Annotated in this window: 17 protein-coding genes; 6 read left to right on the top strand and 11 right to left on the bottom strand. The window is 69.4% G+C overall.

Going from position 1 to position 15,762, the window contains the following annotated elements; all coding sequences use genetic code 11:
* The first annotated feature begins 12 nt into the window (after positions 1-12).
* Positions 13-678 carry an HAD family hydrolase gene (locus WG923_RS20780; protein WP_340352907.1) on the top strand — a complete coding sequence of 222 codons (666 nt, stop codon included), beginning with the start codon at positions 13-15 and terminating at the stop codon, positions 676-678.
* 6 nt (positions 679-684) lie between these two features.
* Here the strand turns inward: WG923_RS20780 and WG923_RS20775 are convergent, their stop codons facing one another.
* From WG923_RS20775 to WG923_RS20750, 6 genes are all read right to left on the bottom strand, one after another.
* Entirely contained in the window at positions 685-1,143 is a 459-nt protein-coding gene (locus WG923_RS20775) for a hypothetical protein (protein WP_340352906.1), read from the bottom strand.
* 100 nt (positions 1,144-1,243) lie between these two features.
* Positions 1,244-2,011, bottom strand: coding sequence for a pentapeptide repeat-containing protein (locus WG923_RS20770; RefSeq protein ID WP_340352905.1), 768 nt, complete (start codon positions 2,009-2,011; stop codon positions 1,244-1,246).
* 40 nt (positions 2,012-2,051) lie between these two features.
* Entirely contained in the window at positions 2,052-2,714 is a 663-nt protein-coding gene (locus WG923_RS20765; protein ID WP_340352904.1) for a DsbA family protein, read from the bottom strand.
* Positions 2,715-2,809: 95 nt separating this feature from the next.
* Positions 2,810-3,631 (bottom strand): universal stress protein, encoded by an 822-nt coding sequence (locus tag WG923_RS20760; RefSeq protein WP_340352903.1) that lies wholly within the window; start codon positions 3,629-3,631, stop codon positions 2,810-2,812.
* Positions 3,632-3,768: 137 nt separating this feature from the next.
* Positions 3,769-4,314, bottom strand: coding sequence for a DUF305 domain-containing protein (locus tag WG923_RS20755; RefSeq protein ID WP_340352902.1), 546 nt, complete (start codon positions 4,312-4,314; stop codon positions 3,769-3,771).
* Positions 4,286-4,648 carry a hypothetical protein gene (locus WG923_RS20750; protein ID WP_340352901.1) on the bottom strand — a complete coding sequence of 121 codons (363 nt, stop codon included), beginning with the start codon at positions 4,646-4,648 and terminating at the stop codon, positions 4,286-4,288. The genes WG923_RS20755 and WG923_RS20750 overlap by 29 nt, the downstream gene beginning before the upstream one ends.
* A gap of 373 nt (positions 4,649-5,021) precedes the next feature.
* Here WG923_RS20750 and WG923_RS20745 point away from each other — a divergent pair, with 373 nt between their 5' ends.
* Complete coding sequence (locus WG923_RS20745) at positions 5,022-5,201, top strand: hypothetical protein (protein ID WP_340352900.1); 180 nt, start codon at positions 5,022-5,024, stop codon at positions 5,199-5,201.
* 208 nt (positions 5,202-5,409) lie between these two features.
* On the opposite strand, the gene WG923_RS20740 is transcribed toward WG923_RS20745, so the two are convergent.
* The gene (locus tag WG923_RS20740; RefSeq protein WP_340352899.1) at positions 5,410-5,907 is read right to left on the bottom strand and encodes a hypothetical protein; all 498 of its coding nucleotides are present in this window, start codon (positions 5,905-5,907) and stop codon (positions 5,410-5,412) included.
* Between the two features lie 406 nt (positions 5,908-6,313).
* On the opposite strand from WG923_RS20740, the gene glgX reads away from it, so the two are divergent.
* Entirely contained in the window at positions 6,314-8,491 is a 2,178-nt protein-coding gene (gene glgX / locus WG923_RS20735; protein ID WP_340352898.1) for a glycogen debranching protein GlgX, read from the top strand.
* A 47-nt stretch (positions 8,492-8,538) separates the two neighbouring features.
* On the opposite strand, the gene WG923_RS20730 is transcribed toward glgX, so the two are convergent.
* Positions 8,539-9,507, bottom strand: a complete 969-nt coding sequence (locus WG923_RS20730; protein ID WP_340352897.1) for a hypothetical protein — start codon at positions 9,505-9,507, stop codon at positions 8,539-8,541.
* Positions 9,508-9,799: 292 nt separating this feature from the next.
* On the opposite strand from WG923_RS20730, the gene WG923_RS20725 reads away from it, so the two are divergent.
* From WG923_RS20725 to otsB, 3 genes are all read left to right on the top strand, one after another.
* A complete protein-coding gene (locus WG923_RS20725; protein WP_340352896.1) occupies positions 9,800-10,687 on the top strand; it encodes a PRC-barrel domain-containing protein in 888 nt (295 codons plus the stop codon).
* 390 nt (positions 10,688-11,077) lie between these two features.
* The gene (locus WG923_RS20720; protein ID WP_340352895.1) at positions 11,078-12,256 is read left to right on the top strand and encodes a D-alanyl-D-alanine carboxypeptidase family protein; all 1,179 of its coding nucleotides are present in this window, start codon (positions 11,078-11,080) and stop codon (positions 12,254-12,256) included.
* Between the two features lie 143 nt (positions 12,257-12,399).
* Positions 12,400-13,188 carry a trehalose-phosphatase gene (otsB, locus tag WG923_RS20715; RefSeq protein ID WP_340352894.1) on the top strand — a complete coding sequence of 263 codons (789 nt, stop codon included), beginning with the start codon at positions 12,400-12,402 and terminating at the stop codon, positions 13,186-13,188.
* 75 nt (positions 13,189-13,263) lie between these two features.
* On the opposite strand, the gene WG923_RS20710 is transcribed toward otsB, so the two are convergent.
* From WG923_RS20710 to WG923_RS20700, 3 genes are all read right to left on the bottom strand, one after another.
* Positions 13,264-14,520: a DUF4142 domain-containing protein gene (locus tag WG923_RS20710; protein WP_340352893.1), complete on the bottom strand. Its 1,257-nt coding sequence runs from the start codon at positions 14,518-14,520 to the stop codon at positions 13,264-13,266.
* Positions 14,521-14,529: 9 nt separating this feature from the next.
* The gene (locus WG923_RS20705; protein ID WP_340352892.1) at positions 14,530-14,934 is read right to left on the bottom strand and encodes a hypothetical protein; all 405 of its coding nucleotides are present in this window, start codon (positions 14,932-14,934) and stop codon (positions 14,530-14,532) included.
* 128 nt (positions 14,935-15,062) lie between these two features.
* On the bottom strand, positions 15,063-15,566 hold the full coding sequence (locus tag WG923_RS20700) for a DUF421 domain-containing protein (protein WP_340352891.1): 504 nt from the start codon (positions 15,564-15,566) through the stop codon (positions 15,063-15,065).
* Positions 15,567-15,762: the final 196 nt, after the last annotated feature.

Raw genomic sequence — 15,762 nt, 5'->3', positions numbered from 1 at the left:
CCGATGCCGCCCATGGACATCGCCCTGTTCGACCTGGACCACACGCTGATCCCCTTCGACAGCGGATCGGTCTTCACGCGCCACCTGGCCGAGCGCGGTGCCCTCCCGCCCGACTTCGAGGAGAAGTATCTGGAGTACTGCCGGCGCTATGCCGAGGGCACGGTGGACATGGTGCAGATGCACCGCTTCACGGTGGGCGCGCTGGGCGTGCACGAACCGGCCACGCTGGCGCGCTGGCTGCGGGAGTTCCGCGCGACGATCGCCCCGCGCATTCCGCGCCGCGCGCGGCAGCTCGTGCAGCACCACCAGGCCGCCGGGCGCGACTGCGCGCTCGTGACGGCCACGACCCGCTTCGTCGCCGAAGCTTTCGGCGCGGTCCTCGGCCTCGACACGGTGCTCGCCACGCAGCCGGCGCTGGGGCCGGACGGCCGCTACACGGGGGAAATCGTGGGCCAGCCCTGCTTTCGCGAACACAAGCGCACGCACGTGCAGGAGTGGCTGGCGCAGCGGGGCACGCGCTGGAGCGAGGTAGGGCGCAGCTGGTTCTATTCGGATTCGGCCAACGACCTGCCGCTGCTGGAGGCGGTGACGGACCCCGTCGCCGTCGACCCGGACGCCCGCCTGCTGGCCGTGGCGCAGGCCCGGGGCTGGCCCGTGGTCAGCCTGCGGGATGCCTGAAGAGGCTCAGCGCTGCACCGGGTTGGCTTCGCCGTGCTCGCAGTGCACGTGCAGCATCGAAGCGCCGACCGGCAGGTACGCCCCGTAGCGCAGGATGTACTCGCGCTGCACGGCATACGCCTGGTGCTCCCACTGGATCGACTGCTCGCACGACGGGGCGATGTTGAAGGCCACGCCGCCCTTGAGTGCGTCGTCGCCGCGCGCCACGCCCTGCAGGTAGTGCACCATCTCGTGGACCACGATGGAACTGGCGAACAGGTTGTTCTCCGGGTCCAGCGTTTCGTCGACATAGACGTTCTTGCCGCCGGCGTACCAGCCGAGCACCTTGCATTGCTGGCCGTGGCAGGCTTGCTCGACGAAGAACTCGTGCGGCTTGGAGACGACCACCGGCGGTTCGGCCGGGGCGGGGTAGCCGGAGAGGGTGACGGCCCAGGACAGCAGCGTGGCGAAGAGATCAGCAGTCATGGGATTGACTCTATAGGGTAAACCCATGATGAGCTGGCATCCGTCTGTCAGCCAAATGGCTGAAATTGAGACAGACGAGGCGCCGACCGGCGCTGGCGGACTAACGGTCGGGGCGGTTGGGGTTTTCGGCCTGGGCCAGGCCTTTGGCTTCCGCCAGGCCCTTGGCCCCCCGCAGCACGGTGCCGGACAGGTCGGCTTCCGTGAAGTCGGCACCGGCCACGTCCGCGCCCGAGAGATCCGCCCCCGCCAGCTTGGCCCGGAACAGGTTGGCGCCGCGCAGGTCCGCATCGCGCAGGTCGGCGAACGACAGCAGGGTGCGATTCAGGTCCGCGCCCGCCAGCTTCGCGCCCGCCAGCTTGGCGCTGGTGAGGTCGGTGCGCATCTGGCCCATGCCCTGGTTGCGGATGTTCACGCCGATGCGTGCCTGCGAGAGGTCGGCGCCGCTGAGGTCGGCGCCCGGCAGGTCCGCGATCATGCGCGCGCCGCGCAGGTTGGCCGACTTGAAGATCGGCATCTTGCGCACCGCACCGCCGAGGATCACCACCGACAGCAGGCTGGCGTCGTGCAGGTCGGCGCCGGTGAAGTCCGCTCCCATCAGCCAGGCGCCGTTGAGGTTGGCGCCGGCCAGGTCGACGCCGCGCAGGTCGGCGGAGACGAGCTTGCTGCCGAAGAGGCTGGTGCCGCGGAAGCTGGCCCGGCGCAGGTCGAGGTTGCTCAGGTCGATGTCGGAGAGGTCCTTGCCGTCGAAGACGGCACGCTCGCCCGAGGGCTGTGCCAGCAGGCGCTCGACCTGTTCACGCGAGAGATCGGCAGCGTGCGCCGACGGCAGCACGAGCAGCAGGGCAAGGACGCAGGGCCAGGGGCGCATGGTGCAAACACAAGCATGCGCCGTGCCGACCCGGCCTTCCTCAACCTGCCTTGCGCGCTCGCGCGATCGCCAGTTCCTCGTCCACCAGCGTGCGCAGCTGTGGATAGCCGAACGAAGGCAGGGGACGACCGTTGACGAAGTACTCGGGCGTGGCCGACACGTTCAGGGTGTTGGCATCCGCCATGTCCTGGGCGATGACTTGCGCGACCTCGGGGGACTGCATGTCGACCTTGACCCGTTCGACGTCGATGCCCGCGCGGGCCAGGGGGGCCCAGATCAGGTCCGGTTGCGCCTGGTGCTGGATCACCCAGACCGGCTGCGACTCCAGCAGCGCCTCCAGGGCGGGCCAGAACTTGCCCTGCCGGCGGCTCGCCTCCAGGGCCTTCACCACCTGGTCGGAGCCGCGGTGGAAGGGCGCGTAGCGCAGGACCAGCCGGATGTCCTCGCGATGCTCCGCCATCATCTTCTTGACCAGCGGATAGAACTCGGCGCAGGTCCCGCAGGCGGGATCGAAGAACTCCACGATCTGCACCGGCGCTTCGGTGCGCCCCAGCGCCTGCGAGTGCACCCGCACGAGCGCTTCGCGGTTCTTGCCGGAGATTCCAGCCTCGTCCGCGCCGGCGCGGCCGAAGAACTGCCATCCTCCAAGGAGGACTGCCGCGACGACGAGGGTCGCGGTGATGATGAGACTTTTCCTGTTCATGGTGGCCCACAGCGTAAGCAGCAAGCCCGTGGCCGCGGTTGACAGGTGTCAACCGGAACCGAAAACGATGAAAGCAGGTGGTGCCCGCCTGCTCCTCACGGAAGCCGGGTGTACACCGCCAGGCCACCTTCGCGCAGGGCGGCCGCGGTGACGCTCCCGAGCAAGGCGGATTGCAGCGCGCTGCGCCCGCGCGTCGTCATGGCCAGCATCGAATTGGGATAGTTGCGCACGAACTCGGGGATCGCCTTCTCCGGGTCGCCATGCAGGACTTCCCAGCCCGCGTCGATGCCGTGCGCCTGGGTGATCGCCGCAGCCCGCGCCTGCACGTAGTTGGACTCCATGACGTCGCCTGGCGCCGCGCCCGCTGCGCCGGCCGCGCTCGAGGCGGCCGGATCGAGCACCGAGACCACGACCACGCGCGCCTTGAGCCCGCGTGCCAGCTCCACCGCCTGCGGGATGATCGATTCGGACAGGGGGCTGCCATCCAGCGGGATGAAGATGCGTCCGATCGGCCCGCCCGCCGCCGCCGAGCCGGCAGGCTGCTCCTGCGGGCGGTAGACCACGATCGGATGGCCGCCGGTGCGCAGGACGTTCAGCGCGGTGCTACCGAGCACCGCCCGCATGACGCCGGAGCGGCCGTGCGAGGTGATCGCCACCAGGGTGCCGGGGACGCGGGCGGCTTCCCCGAGAATCGCTGCGGCCACGTCGCCGCGCACCTCGGCGCAGATCGCCTGGGCACCATGGGCATCGGCGAGTGTCCGCAAGGCATTGCTCACCTCCGCGAGCTGGTCGCTCTTCTCGACCGCCCGGTACACGGCGAGCTGGGCGCCGGTGGATCGGGCGATCGTGCGTGCGAGCGGCAGGATCTGGTTCGAGAACGAGGAGCCGTCAACCGGGACGAGGATGCGGGTGTACATGATTCCCCTGGGCGAAGTAGCCGAAGGAGATTGCCCCAAAGGCCCAGGCTGGGCAAGTACGTGGGTGACATCGAGCTCGACGACGCCGCTGGAGGAGCTGCAGCGCCGCCATCCCGGCGACCAGGACGGACGCGTGCCTACCGCGAGAGATCGGCAATGAGGCTCTTCATCTCGGCGATCTCGCGTTCCTGTGCTCGGATGATTCCGTCGGCGAGCTTGCGCACGCGTGGGTCTTCGATATGCGCGCGGCGGCTGGTCAGGATCGCGATCGAGTGATGCGGAATCATGGCACGCATGTACGCCACGTCATCGACGGTCGCCTGCGATCTGACCAGTGCAAGTCCTGCGGTGAACAGGGCAGCCGCAATGCCCAGAACGGCTCGCCGGGCTCGCGGGGCGGGGTACATCTTCCACATGAACAGGATCATCACGGCGGTCATCACTCCGCCCATGATCATCGCCATGAACACGCGAGTCCAACTGAAGAACACGTGATCCAGTTGGTACGTGTTCAGGTACATCGCGCCCCATCCGACGATGGTCGATGTCGCCACCATGGCCCAGAAACGCGGGTAGCTCCCCGCATGCATGGGCCCATCGTGCCGCATCTCGCCGGCTTGAGGGGTGTTGTCCGAAGTCCCGCGCCGCGGGAGGTCAGGGTGGGTGCTCGCATTGGTGTTCATGGCGGGAGGCGGTTCGTCCAGGATGTTGCGACAGCAACCGTGCGGTAGGGATTGAGGCAGGCAGCGTGCGACGATGATCCTCCGACGCCTCGTTGCGGCCCTGCAGGTCGGAGTCTGAAATCGACATCGCCAGGCAGGCGCCCGAGCGGGTCGAAAAGGTGATCGGCGCGTCGTGGTCGTGCGCAGCCTGCTTGAAACGGGCCCGCTCCTTCTGGCCGATGCCGCCGCAGCGACAGCTTGCATTCTCGGTCCCGGAAGCGGACGTGCTCGTGGCGCTCAGGCCACCGAGCACCGGCGCAGGCGCCACGAGGAATGCGTGGAACCCGGGTTTCATGTCGGTCTCCTTCTGGTGCGCCGATTCTCTGCTCGTGCGCTCCCGGGTTCACATCAGGGGAACCAGTGGTCGTCGGTAGGAGTGTGCCTACCGCATCTCCTGCGCGAGCGGCGTGCCGTCGCGGGCGCATGGAAGCCGCGGTGGATGCGGCCTCCCGCCGGTTCCGCGACCGGGAGTCCGCGCGACGGAACGGCGCGTGATGCGTGCGTCCGTACGTGGCTTTCCGTACGGGAGCGATGGCCAAGGCGGTGCGCGCATACATTTGCGCCAATTCAATCGCCGGATGATTCCTTCCTGCTGCGTGCCTGCGTCCTACGCCGGCTGCCTATCGGCACCCACTTCGCGGTCGGTGCGGACCGCTTATGCTGCGCGCATGTACACCGACCCACGCAAGACAAGCAAGGAAGTGCCGAGGCGCACCCCGGCCAAGGACACGCCTGCTTCCGGTGAAGAGCACTGGGGGCAAGGGGCTGCCTCCGCGCTCGCGCGGATGCGTCACCAGGAGCGCGCGAAGGCGGAGGACCGCCGTGCGCTGCGCGACCGTCAACGTTGACCGCCGGGGGCGCCGGGCGGAAACGGGTCCTCCATCGGGCCGACGGACGCAGCCCTTCCATCACTCCGGAAGGCCGCGCCTCGGGGCGTAGTCTGTCGCGGCGCCGGAGGAGTGCAGTCCCAGCTTGGGCATCACCCGCCTGCGGGATGCGCCGACCGTCTTGGCCCTTGTTCCCCGCCGGGGGAGGGTGGTGGCGTAGCGCCCTTTCCTAGCGCAGTGGGCTGCGCAGCGCAAGGCAGACGGCCGCCGCCACGGCGCCGAACAGGACATGATCCGCGAGGGTGACGGCGCGAATCGAGTCACCGAACCAGGGAAAAGCGCTGGGCGCGATCAGGCCGAAATTCACCACGTACAGGACCAGCCCGACCAGCGCTCCCGTCAGCACGCCGGGGCCCGTGCGGCGTGACCACACGAGCACCGACACGATCCGGCCGAACACCATTGCGAGCGCGAAATGGATGATCAAGGCCATTCCCAGCATCGTGAACGTGAACTCTGCAGGCGGCGGCGCGGCGTCCGGCCCCATCAGGATCGCGGCGATGCGCTGCAGCGGTTCGGCGGCTCCGCCCGGTCGCGCAGCGGCGGTAAAGGAGACCTGGGCCACCAGGTACGCAGCCCCGGAAACAAGGCCGCCGATCACGCCTGCCACAGGCTCCGAAACTGCCGTTGCGGGGCCCGGTGTGGCATTCCGGTCGAGATGTTCCATCGTCTTCTCCGGTGTTCGCGCCGCTCGCCGCCGGCAAGGGCGATCCATCGCAGTATATGCATTTGCACGAATGCAGCAAGGCTCGCCAGCTCACCGCCGCTTGCGGCTCCTTTTCACTGGTTTCGCAGCGCTGCGGTCCGAGCATTGGCGCGTTCTCCGCGCGTCGCCTGCATCGTTCGAGGCACTCGCGGCGCGCTTCCGTACGGGCTGACCCGTGGGAGAGTTCGATTCGCGCGTGAATGCCTTTCCGCGCGCTCAGGCGGCGTCCTACGGCTGCGCTTCGAGTGCGGCGCAACCATGCGACCATGGCTCTTCGCATCACGCTACCCGTACCGGCACGGAGTTCATTTGGGGAAATGCATTGCGTACCGGACGATGACGGATCGACGCCCCGGGAGGACCGGAGATGAAAGGGGTTCCGGCGCTCTCCGATCTCGCGCAATTCCTTGTCACGCCCGGAGCGCCTTATCCGCTGGGCGCCACCCCGGACGGGGAAGGGGTCAACTTCGCGCTCTATTCGGAAAATGCAACGGCCGTCGAGGTGTGCCTGTTCGACGCGGCCGGCCACGAGTCGCGGGTGGCATTGCGCGAACAGACGGCCTTCGTGTGGCATGGGTACGTGCCCGGACTGCGTCCGGGGCAGCGGTACGGCTATCGCGTCCATGGACCTTACGATCCCAGGCGCGGGCTTCGCTTCAATCCGAAGGTCGTGCTGCTCGACCCGTACGCCCGCGCGATCGATGGTCTGGAGGATTTCGCCCGCGGCGGCTTCTCGTACGTGCCGGGAGGCCGCGACGCGGACCTGGTTCCGGCGGACGTCGAGCAGCGCGCCGCACCGCTCGCGCTCGTGGTCGATCCCGACTTCGACTGGGGCGACGATCGCGGCCCGAACACGCCGTGGCACGGGACCGTCATCTACGAGGCCCACGTGAAGGGGCTGACCATGCGCCATCCCGACGTGCCGCCGGAACTGCGCGGCACCTACGCCGGACTGGGCCATCCTGCGATGCTGCGCTACCTGAAGAAGCTTGGCGTCACGGCGGTGGAGCTGATGCCGGTCCATGCGCACGTGGACGACCCCTTCCTGGTCGACAAGGGCCTGAGCAACTACTGGGGCTATTCGAGCCTGGGCTACTTCGCCCCCGATCTCCGGTACAGCGCTTCGTTCCGCCGCGGCGACGCTGCGGCAACGGTTCCGGAGTTCAAGCAGATGGTGAAGTCACTTCATGCCGCCGGACTGGAAGTGATCCTGGACGTCGTCTACAACCATACAGCCGAGGGCAACCACTTGGGGCCGACCCTCAGCCTGAAAGGCATCGACAACCCGACGTACTACCGGCTGGTCCCGGAGGACCGCCGCTACTATTTCGACTACACCGGGACCGGCAACACCCTGAACGTGCGGCACCCGCAGGCGCTGCAGCTGGTGATGGACTCGCTGCGGTACTGGGTCACCACGATGCACGTGGACGGATTCCGGTTCGACCTGGCCAGCACCCTCGCGCGCGGGCTGCACGAGGTCGACCAGCTCTCGGGCTTCTTCACGATCATCCACCAGGACCCTGTCCTGAGCCGCGTGAAGTTGATCGCGGAGCCCTGGGACGTCGGTGAGGGTGGCTACCAGGTCGGCAATTTCCCCGTCAAATGGGCCGAGTGGAACGGGGTCTACCGCGATTCGATCCGTGCCTTCTGGCGCGGCGAGGGTGGCCGCGCGAGCGACCTGGGTTACCGCCTCACGGGCTCCAGCGACCTGTACCAGGGGGACGGCCGCAAACCGTCGGCGAGCGTGAACCTGGTGACCGCCCACGATGGCTTCACGCTGCGCGACCTCGTGAGCCACGAGCACAAGCACAACGACGCCAACGGGGAATCCAACCGCGACGGCCACGACGACAACCGCTCATGGAACTGCGGTGCCGAGGGCCCCACCAGCGATCCGCGCGTGACCGCCCTGCGCGCACGCCAGCAGCGCAATCTGCTGGCCACGCTGCTCCTGAGCCAGGGAACGCCGATGCTGGTGGCGGGCGACGAATTCGGCCGGACGCAGCGGGGCAACAACAACGCGTACTGCCAGGACAACGAAACCAGCTGGCTCGACTGGGAGGGCCTCGACGAATCGCTGCTGGCCTTCACGCGCCGACTGCTGCGCGTCCGAAGCAGCCATCCGGCCCTGCGGCGTCGGAGCTTCCTGTCGGGCCGCCCGATCCGCGGCAGCGGTGTCCGCGACGTGATGTGGTTCCGGCACGACGGCCAGCCCATGGCGGGCGACGACTGGAACAATCCGCACACGCAGTCGCTCGCCATGTTCCTCGCAGGCAACGGCCTGGAGGAGACGGATCGTGCCGGCCGTGCCGTCTGCGACGACCACCTGCTGCTGGTGATGTCCGCCTGGTCCCAGGATCTCGACTTCACCCTTCCGGACCTGGCGGGCGGCGAGCGCTGGGAAATGGTCGTGGATACTGCGCGCGACGGCGCGGAGGAGACGCGCATTGCGGGAGAGCGCACACTGCTGACGGCCCACTCGCTCAAGCTGTTTCGCTGTCCGCTTCCCGCGCCGGCCGCGGCGGGTTCCGTCTGCACATGAGCCCGCGGGCGATGCACGCCCCGCGGGCACGGCCGGGGCGCGCCTGCTCAGAACTCCGCGAGCAACTCCTGCCGGCGGTGCGCATACCACTGCCGCAGGCACGCTGCGTCGCGGCATTGCTCGCGCTGCCGTTCAGCGAGCTCGGACCGGCGCCGCATTCCTTCCGGGTCCTCGCTCACGGCCCCCGCCTGCAACCGCAAGCGCTCCAGATCGGCGGCGAGCTGGCGCAACTCCGGGTCGGATCTGTCGAGCGGTGCCGGCGAGCCCTGCGCGTCCTGCCTCACACGCGCGTCTGACGGTCCGCGGGCGCGCGGCTCTTCGACTGCAGGAGCCGCCGTTTCCCGCGCAGGCGCAGCGCGTGCCTTCTGCAACCTCGGCGGCCTGGTGGCCGTGAGGGGCTCCTGCCTGGCGGGCTGCGGTGCATCGATGGCGGCGATCAGGTTCTCGTCCAGGCCCGCGAGGCGCCGGTGCGCTTCGCGGCTGCGCGCCGCGTTGGGCCCGAGCGCCCTGTCATACGTGACCGCACTGACAGTCAGCACTTCGCGCGCGCGGGCGATCAGCTCCTCGCGCAGCCCAGGCGAATCCTCGTCGATCGCCGCGGCGCGGTAATGCTCGCCCAGCAGGCCGAGCACACGCGCCAGCGGCACGGTGGGTGCCTTCGACGCCTGCGCGTCGTAGCGGCAGGCGGCGATCAGCGCCACTTCGACGTCGCGCGCACGGCCGCTGGCGGCCGCACCTTGCGCCTTGCGCATGAACACCTTCGCCTTGGCGGCGGGCGACGCCGGGAAGGGGTGTTCCATCCGCAGCCGTCCATCCGCGGCGCTTCGCGGCGGGAGCAGGGGCGCGAAGTCGCAGGGGCCGCGCACCGCCAGCGCCTGCACCTGCGCCGGAGCGGCCACCGCAGCAGGTTCGCCGACATGCGCCTGGCGCAGTGCTTCCCGCCTTGCCACGGCGCCTGCCAGTGCGGCCTCGGGTGGAGATTTCCAGAACCCGGGATAGAACTGCCACACCAGCATCGCGCCCGCGGCGGCAATGCACATTCCAAGCAGCGCGTACCTGGCCTGCGACCAGAAGCCACGCGTCGGATTCGATGCCTCCATCCCCGGTAGACGCACGCCCGGTTCCGCAGTTCCTTGCCTGCGGGTGCATCCGTACGGGGGTGCCCGGGGCCACGACACCGAAAAGCGCGGGTGCCGCGCAAGACGGCCGTCGCGTGCGAGACCTCCTACCTCGATGCGGAATCATTCCTTCCTGGTGGCCCGCGCGCCCCGCTCCAAGGTACCAGGGTCACGACAGGAGAGAAAACGCATGAATCCCTCACAAGCACCTCGCACCTCGCGCCTGCTCTGGCCGGCAGTGGCGCTCACGCTCGCGGCGTCCCTGAATGCACACGCGCAGCAGCCGCAGGACTCCCCCACCCAGCCGCAGCAGCGCGCGCAGCAGCCGGCACCAGGCAGCGCGCGGTCCGCCGGCTCGTCATGGGTGCGTCAACAGGGCCTGCGCGCAAGCCGCGTGATCGGCAGCAACGTCCACAACCCGCAGGGCCAGGACATCGGGCAGATCGAAGACGTGGTCGTCAATCTCGCGACCGGGAAGGTACGCTTCGCAGTGTTGCGTTTCGACCCCGGCTTCCTCCAGCTGGAGCGCGTGTTCGCCATTCCCGTCGAGCGGCTGCGCATGGTGGATGACGAGGTGATCGTGGACATTCCCCGCGAGCGGCTCGAGCAGTCGGGGATCGAAAGCTCCGGCTGGAACAAGGACTATTTCAGCGATCGTGCCCGCATCGCCCGGCTGGACAAGGACTGGGGCCTGGGTGAGCGGGCGCCGGAGGACCTCGTGCGTGCGTCGGACCTGATGCGCAGCTCCATCGTCGCCGCCACCACGGGCGAGAAGATCGGCACCATCGAGGAACTCGTGTTCGCGCCGGGTCGGCAGCAGGTGCAGTATGTGGTGGTGGGATTCGACCGGGGCTGGTTCGGCTCAGACAAGCGCGCCGCTGTCGACATCGCATCCCTCCACCGCGGCAAGCGCCAGGACGCGCTCTCGCTGGTGGCCGACCGCTCCGCCGTGCTGCGGATGCGGCCCTTCACGGAAGACCGATACGGCTACTACGGCGACGGGCAGTTCGTCAATCGCGAAACCAGGCGCGCGATGGGCGCCCCGGCTGCCGGTGCGCCGGCTGCCCTGGCGCGCTGAACTTCGCCGACCGCCGCCGGCCGACCTCGTGTCCGCCGCGGGGGAGGAACTCGCTGCCGTGCGGCGTCGCGCGGGTCGGCGCGTCGCTGCGGACGGACCGCGCGGGACCATCGCCGCGCGGCTTCGACGAGCCGGATCCCGAGCTTCCCGCCACGCCCTGGGACGCGCGGGTAGGCGGTGGGCCACGGCGACCGGTCGTCCGGGCCAGCGGCCTGGGCACGCATCGGGCACGGGGCTGGAGGGGCGGGATCGCAGGCACCAGGGTCGGCACGTACGTGCGCGCACCGATTGTGTTTTCGCGCACGCCTGATCGCACGCCGCGCGCGGGTTGCCGACTACACGCGCACTCGCCGGGCGCGCTTAGCCTGGACCGACTCGAGGAAAAGACCCGTGCCGCTCGCCCGTGCATTCCCGCCATTCCGCAAGCCGCGACCAGGCCTGTTCATCGGCGTGGCGGTGCTCGTCGCGGCGCTCGGAAGCGCCTGGGTGGTCTGGCGCCCGCCGTCCGGGGCACCGGGCGAGCAGCCTTCCGTGGTCGTTCGGGGCGCCCCGGAGGCGGCGCTGCCCGCGCCGGACGCCGGCGTGCCGCCACCGATCGTGCCGCCTCGCGTCGAGCCCGCGGTGCCTCGCGGCGACGTCGAGAGCAATGCGCAGGCGGACGCCGGCGAGTCCGCCGAGGCCATCCATCCGCCGGACGCTGCTTACGAGCCGGTGCCCACCAGCGACGACCCCGACCTGTCGCTGGCCCGCCGCGCGGGCCTGCACCGCGCACCCAATCCGCTGCACCTGACCGCCAGCGTGGCACTCGCCGTGGACGGCGAGACCGGCGAGGTGCTGTATGGACGCAATGAAGGGGCCATCCTGCCGATCGCCTCGCTCACCAAGCTGCTGACGGCCATGGTGCTGCTGGACGCGCACCTGCCGATGTCGCAGCGCATCCGCATCGTTCGCGAAGACATCGACACGCTGCGGCACAGCCGGTCGCGGCTGCGCGTGGGCACCACCTTGACGCGCGCGCACGCGCTGCAGCTGGCCCTCATGTCCAGCGAGAACCGCGCCGCCCACGCGCTGGCCCGTACGTATCCCGGCGGTGTGCCGGCCTTCGTCGCGCAGATGAACCGCAAGGCGGAGGAACTCGGCATGGACCACAGCCGCTTCGCCGACCCTACCGGACTGTCGAACGACAACCGGGCCACCGCCCACGACGTGGCGGCGCTGGTGCTGGCCGCGTCGAACTATCCCGAGGTGCGCAGGTACACGACGGCCGGGCGCCACCTGGCCGTCTTCCCCGGGTACAAGGTGCAATACCTGAACGCCAACCGCCTGGTGCGCCATTCCGGCTGGGCGATCGCGGTACAGAAGACCGGCTACATCGTCGAAGCGGGGCAATGCATGGCGATGCTCACGCGCACGGCGCAGGGCCGCAGCCTGGTGCTGGTCGTGCTGGATGCCGGCAGCCTGTCCACGCGCGCCGAAGACGCCCGGAAACTGCGCCGCTGGGCCGGGCCCGAGATCGAGCGCCGGCACACGGCACAGCACGCGGTCCGGCTCGTGGAGAAGGCAAGTTGAGGAGCTATCTGCATTTGTGCAAATCAACCGCGGTGCAACCTGCCCCCGCGCCGGGAAATTCATTTCTGGCAATATGGGCGGCCCCATGCAGTGCGTAGGACCCGGAGGCTGCCATCTTTCTCAAGCGCGATGAATCGGCACGCATGCCGCACCTTCTCCAGCCCCGCGGCGAGGCGGCGATCGCCGACGCGATGCGGCGCTCGCCCCTGCTCGCATTCGACTTCGACGGCACGATCGCGCCGATCGTGCCGCGCCCGGAAAAGGCTCGCGTGTCGGCGTGCGTGGCCGGCAAGCTGCGCCGCCTGGCGGTGCAGCTGCCAGTCGCTGTCATCTCCGGTCGGCGCGCGTCCGACCTGCCTGACAGGCTCGGGTTCGAACCTCGCTACATCGTGGGCAACCACGGTGCGGAGATGGGGCAGAAGGCGTCGGATCCGCGCGGCGCGGAACTCGACCCCGTGCGCGAACTCCTGCGCGCGCGCGGCGCTGCGCTGCGCCAGGCGGGGGTGACGCTGGAGGACAAGGGCTTGTCGCTGGCACTGCATTACCGTCTTGCGGCGCAGCCGGCCGTGGCTCGCGAGCTCATTCGCGAGACGCTGGGGGAAGTGCACGCGCAGTGCTGGACCTTTCCCGGCAAGATGGTGGAAAACGTCGTGCCCGTGGGTGCTCCGGACAAGGGGCGGGCCTTGCACCTGCTCGTGCAGCAGTCCCGTTCGGACTGCGCGGTGTTCTTCGGGGACGACGTGAATGACGAGCCGGTGTTCGAGTCCGCGGCCGACGACTGGCTGACCGTCCGCATCGGCCGCGAGGACCGCAGCTCGCGCGCGCGCTTCTTCCTGGACCACTCCGCCGAACTGGGGTTGGTGCTCGAACGCATGCTTGCCCACCTGGATGCCGCCCGGGTGAAGACCGATTCCGGTGACGCGCGTGCGTGAGCTCCTGCGGGCACAACTGCAGGCCCGGTGCTTCCCGCCGGGTGTCTCGTTCGAGTGGCCGGGCCCGAGGAGCTCTCACGATCCGAGCAGGTCCTCCAGTACGTTCTCGTGCGGATTCGGGATGGCTCCTCCAAGGATTTCGGCGGTGCTCACATCCCTGCCGTAGTACGCCCGGTTGGCTTGCGCGTCCGGCACGATCTGCGTCATGCCCACGCCGGCTCCGGCGTAAGCGCCCCGGGTGCCGGACCAGACGACCACGTCCTGCACCTTGCCTTTCGACGATTGCCACTGCTGCGAATCCGGCCCCAGCGTCACTGCGGAGAAGGCATCGAACGATATCTGCCGAACGGTACGGAATTGCTGCACCGCGATTTCGGTCATCAGGAGGTACGCGGTGACGCCGCTCGCTGCACCTGCCTGCAAGCCGAGGCTGCCGCCTTCCATGCGATAGAAGGCGGGAGCACTGAAGCCCTTGTCGGTGCGGGTCACGAGCACCCCCTGGCCGGCCCGCACGCCCAGGACGACGCCCGCGCGGCGATACTGGGGAAACAGGAGCACGCCATGGGCACGGCGCACGAGCATATCCATGCGCGGATCCTGCTTCATGCGCCGCAGGACATCGGCTGCCCGGCTGATGCCTTCCATGGCCTCGCGCTCCTCCGCATCCCAGCCTGCACTGCGCCCGGCAGCGCTGGAGCGCACCTCTTGCTGCGATGTCCGTGCGTCCGCTGACGCGCCGGGCATCGGCGGTTGCAGGTCGCGCGGTCCCGGTTGCTGGTCCTCGTGCAGCAGCTTGCGCGCGGCCTCCAGGTGCCGCGCGACGGCCGGCGAGGCCTGCTGCGCGAGACGGCGCAGGCCAGGCTCGCCGACTGCGTGGCGCAGGAGTGAACGGTACAGGGAGAGCTCGCGCTCCTGCACTTCCACGCCGAAGTGCTTCAGGAACAGCCGGTCGAATTCCTCGCCGCGCAGCGAACGTAGCCGCCCGATGGCGGCGCGGTCCCGCGTGTCGGGGCGGGAGGGCAGTGGCACCTGCGTGCGCAGCGAGAGCAGCGCAAGTCGCCTGCCCGTCTTCTGCCGGCGGTTCATCAACTGCCTGCCGAACGCACGAACCTCCGGCGTGCTGCCACGGATGGATGCGAGCTTTCCGGCGATGACCTGGGAGTGTGCAGCAGCGGCAGCCCGGCGCATGAACTGCCATTGCTGCAGCCGTGCATCCTTTCTGCCGGCCACCAGGCTGATGTCGGCGGCCGCGTCGCGCGGTGCAGCCGGGGCGGGCAGCCCCTGTACCAGGGTGAGAACCAGCAGGACGATCCTGGGCCAGCGCAACCACATGGGTGGCAGCTACTTCCTGCCTGGGCCGGCGCCGGGCGCCGAGCCCGACGCAGCCGCGGCCGGGCCCGCGCCAGCGGCGCCGCCGGCGAGGCCGCCGTCGAGACCCACGCCCGGCCTTCGTGCCTCCGCCGGCGGGGATGCGTCGCCGGTGGCCCCTTCGGGAATGAGGCCGCGCGAGCCGCCGATGCCCGGCGACTCCGTGATGCTGCCCGGCATCACGGGCGCAACCTGGACAACCGGATTTCCGGTGCCGGGCCGACCGGGGGCGACCGGGTTGGACGTTGCACCTGGTTCCACGCCCTTGCCGCACCCCTGCAGGCCGGTGGCTGCGGCCAGCAGCAGTGCTGTCGGCCAGACGCGGCGTCGATACAGGCCACGGGGGCCGCGCACCCCGCAATATCCTTGCGTGTTCATGCCTGGCATGCTTGCCAGGACTTCTCCCGGTGGACATCAGGACAAGGGGCGGACCGCGGTAGGAGCATTCCCACTGATTTGCGCAAATTCATTGCGGTTCCCCCGACGCGCCGTGTTCCGGCACCGTGTCACCTCCTGACGTCCTGGAGCACCTCGAGAGGCGTCCCGCGCGCCGGAATCACGCTGAAGGAGCCGTCGCTCTCCAGCACCACGGCGGCGGCCTCGGCAAGGCGGCCCAGCCCTGCCTGCCGGATCGCGGCCAGCACCTCGCCACGGGTGACGCGCTCCTGGCGGAGCGCGTCGTGCAGCAGTTGCCCCTGGTCGACGAGCAGTCGCGGCTGCGCCCGAACGAGCCCCGCGAACCGGGGCGACAGCACCGAGATCTTCGCCACCGCGTACTGGGCAAGCACGAGCACGAGGAACCCTGCCGTCCCCTGGGCGACGCTCACTTCGGACGAGAGCAGGGTGGTTGCGAGCGTGGATCCCATTGCCACCGTCACCACCAGATCGAAGGCGTTCAGCTTCGAAAGCGTGCGCTTGCCGGACGTGCGCAGGAGGAGCACGAGCAGTACATAGCTGGCGAACCCGGCGACGAGTACCTGCGCCGCGGCGCCCCAAGACTTGAACCACATACCGCCGCCTCCTCGCACGTTGCGCCTGGAACCGATTCTGCTCCGCCCGTCTTCGTGAATGGGCGTCTTCGATCAGCCTGCTGGTTCCGTCTCCGCAGAAACCGGGCCGGAACGCCCCACCTTCAGCAAGGCGCGTCGAGTGCTCGTTGACAAGACGGAGAGCAGGCCAGCCCTGGTCCCGCGCGCAGTCGGATCG

Origin of the sequence: Ramlibacter sp. AN1133 (genome assembly GCF_037890035.1) — a bacterium.
In the GTDB taxonomy this organism is placed as follows: Bacteria; Pseudomonadota; Gammaproteobacteria; order Burkholderiales; family Burkholderiaceae_C; genus Ramlibacter.
This window is presented reverse-complemented; position numbering and strand designations above follow the sequence as displayed.

Excerpts from the sequence above, each read along its gene's own strand:
- WG923_RS20780 (WP_340352907.1), top strand. The coding sequence starts at position 13 with ATGGACATCGCCCTGTTCGACCTGGACCACACGCTGATCCCCTTCGAC.
- WG923_RS20775 (WP_340352906.1), bottom strand. The coding sequence starts at position 1,143 with ATGACTGCTGATCTCTTCGCCACGCTGCTGTCCTGGGCCGTCACCCTC.
- WG923_RS20770 (WP_340352905.1), bottom strand. The coding sequence starts at position 2,011 with ATGCGCCCCTGGCCCTGCGTCCTTGCCCTGCTGCTCGTGCTGCCGTCG.
- WG923_RS20765 (WP_340352904.1), bottom strand. The coding sequence starts at position 2,714 with ATGAACAGGAAAAGTCTCATCATCACCGCGACCCTCGTCGTCGCGGCA.
- WG923_RS20760 (WP_340352903.1), bottom strand. The coding sequence starts at position 3,631 with ATGTACACCCGCATCCTCGTCCCGGTTGACGGCTCCTCGTTCTCGAAC.
- WG923_RS20755 (WP_340352902.1), bottom strand. The coding sequence starts at position 4,314 with ATGAACACCAATGCGAGCACCCACCCTGACCTCCCGCGGCGCGGGACT.
- WG923_RS20750 (WP_340352901.1), bottom strand. The coding sequence starts at position 4,648 with ATGAAACCCGGGTTCCACGCATTCCTCGTGGCGCCTGCGCCGGTGCTC.
- WG923_RS20745 (WP_340352900.1), top strand. The coding sequence starts at position 5,022 with ATGTACACCGACCCACGCAAGACAAGCAAGGAAGTGCCGAGGCGCACC.
- WG923_RS20740 (WP_340352899.1), bottom strand. The coding sequence starts at position 5,907 with ATGGAACATCTCGACCGGAATGCCACACCGGGCCCCGCAACGGCAGTT.
- glgX (WP_340352898.1), top strand. The coding sequence starts at position 6,314 with ATGAAAGGGGTTCCGGCGCTCTCCGATCTCGCGCAATTCCTTGTCACG.
- WG923_RS20730 (WP_340352897.1), bottom strand. The coding sequence starts at position 9,507 with ATGCTGGTGTGGCAGTTCTATCCCGGGTTCTGGAAATCTCCACCCGAG.
- WG923_RS20725 (WP_340352896.1), top strand. The coding sequence starts at position 9,800 with ATGAATCCCTCACAAGCACCTCGCACCTCGCGCCTGCTCTGGCCGGCA.
- otsB (WP_340352894.1), top strand. The coding sequence starts at position 12,400 with ATGCCGCACCTTCTCCAGCCCCGCGGCGAGGCGGCGATCGCCGACGCG.
- WG923_RS20710 (WP_340352893.1), bottom strand. The coding sequence starts at position 14,520 with ATGTGGTTGCGCTGGCCCAGGATCGTCCTGCTGGTTCTCACCCTGGTA.
- WG923_RS20705 (WP_340352892.1), bottom strand. The coding sequence starts at position 14,934 with ATGAACACGCAAGGATATTGCGGGGTGCGCGGCCCCCGTGGCCTGTAT.
- WG923_RS20700 (WP_340352891.1), bottom strand. The coding sequence starts at position 15,566 with ATGTGGTTCAAGTCTTGGGGCGCCGCGGCGCAGGTACTCGTCGCCGGG.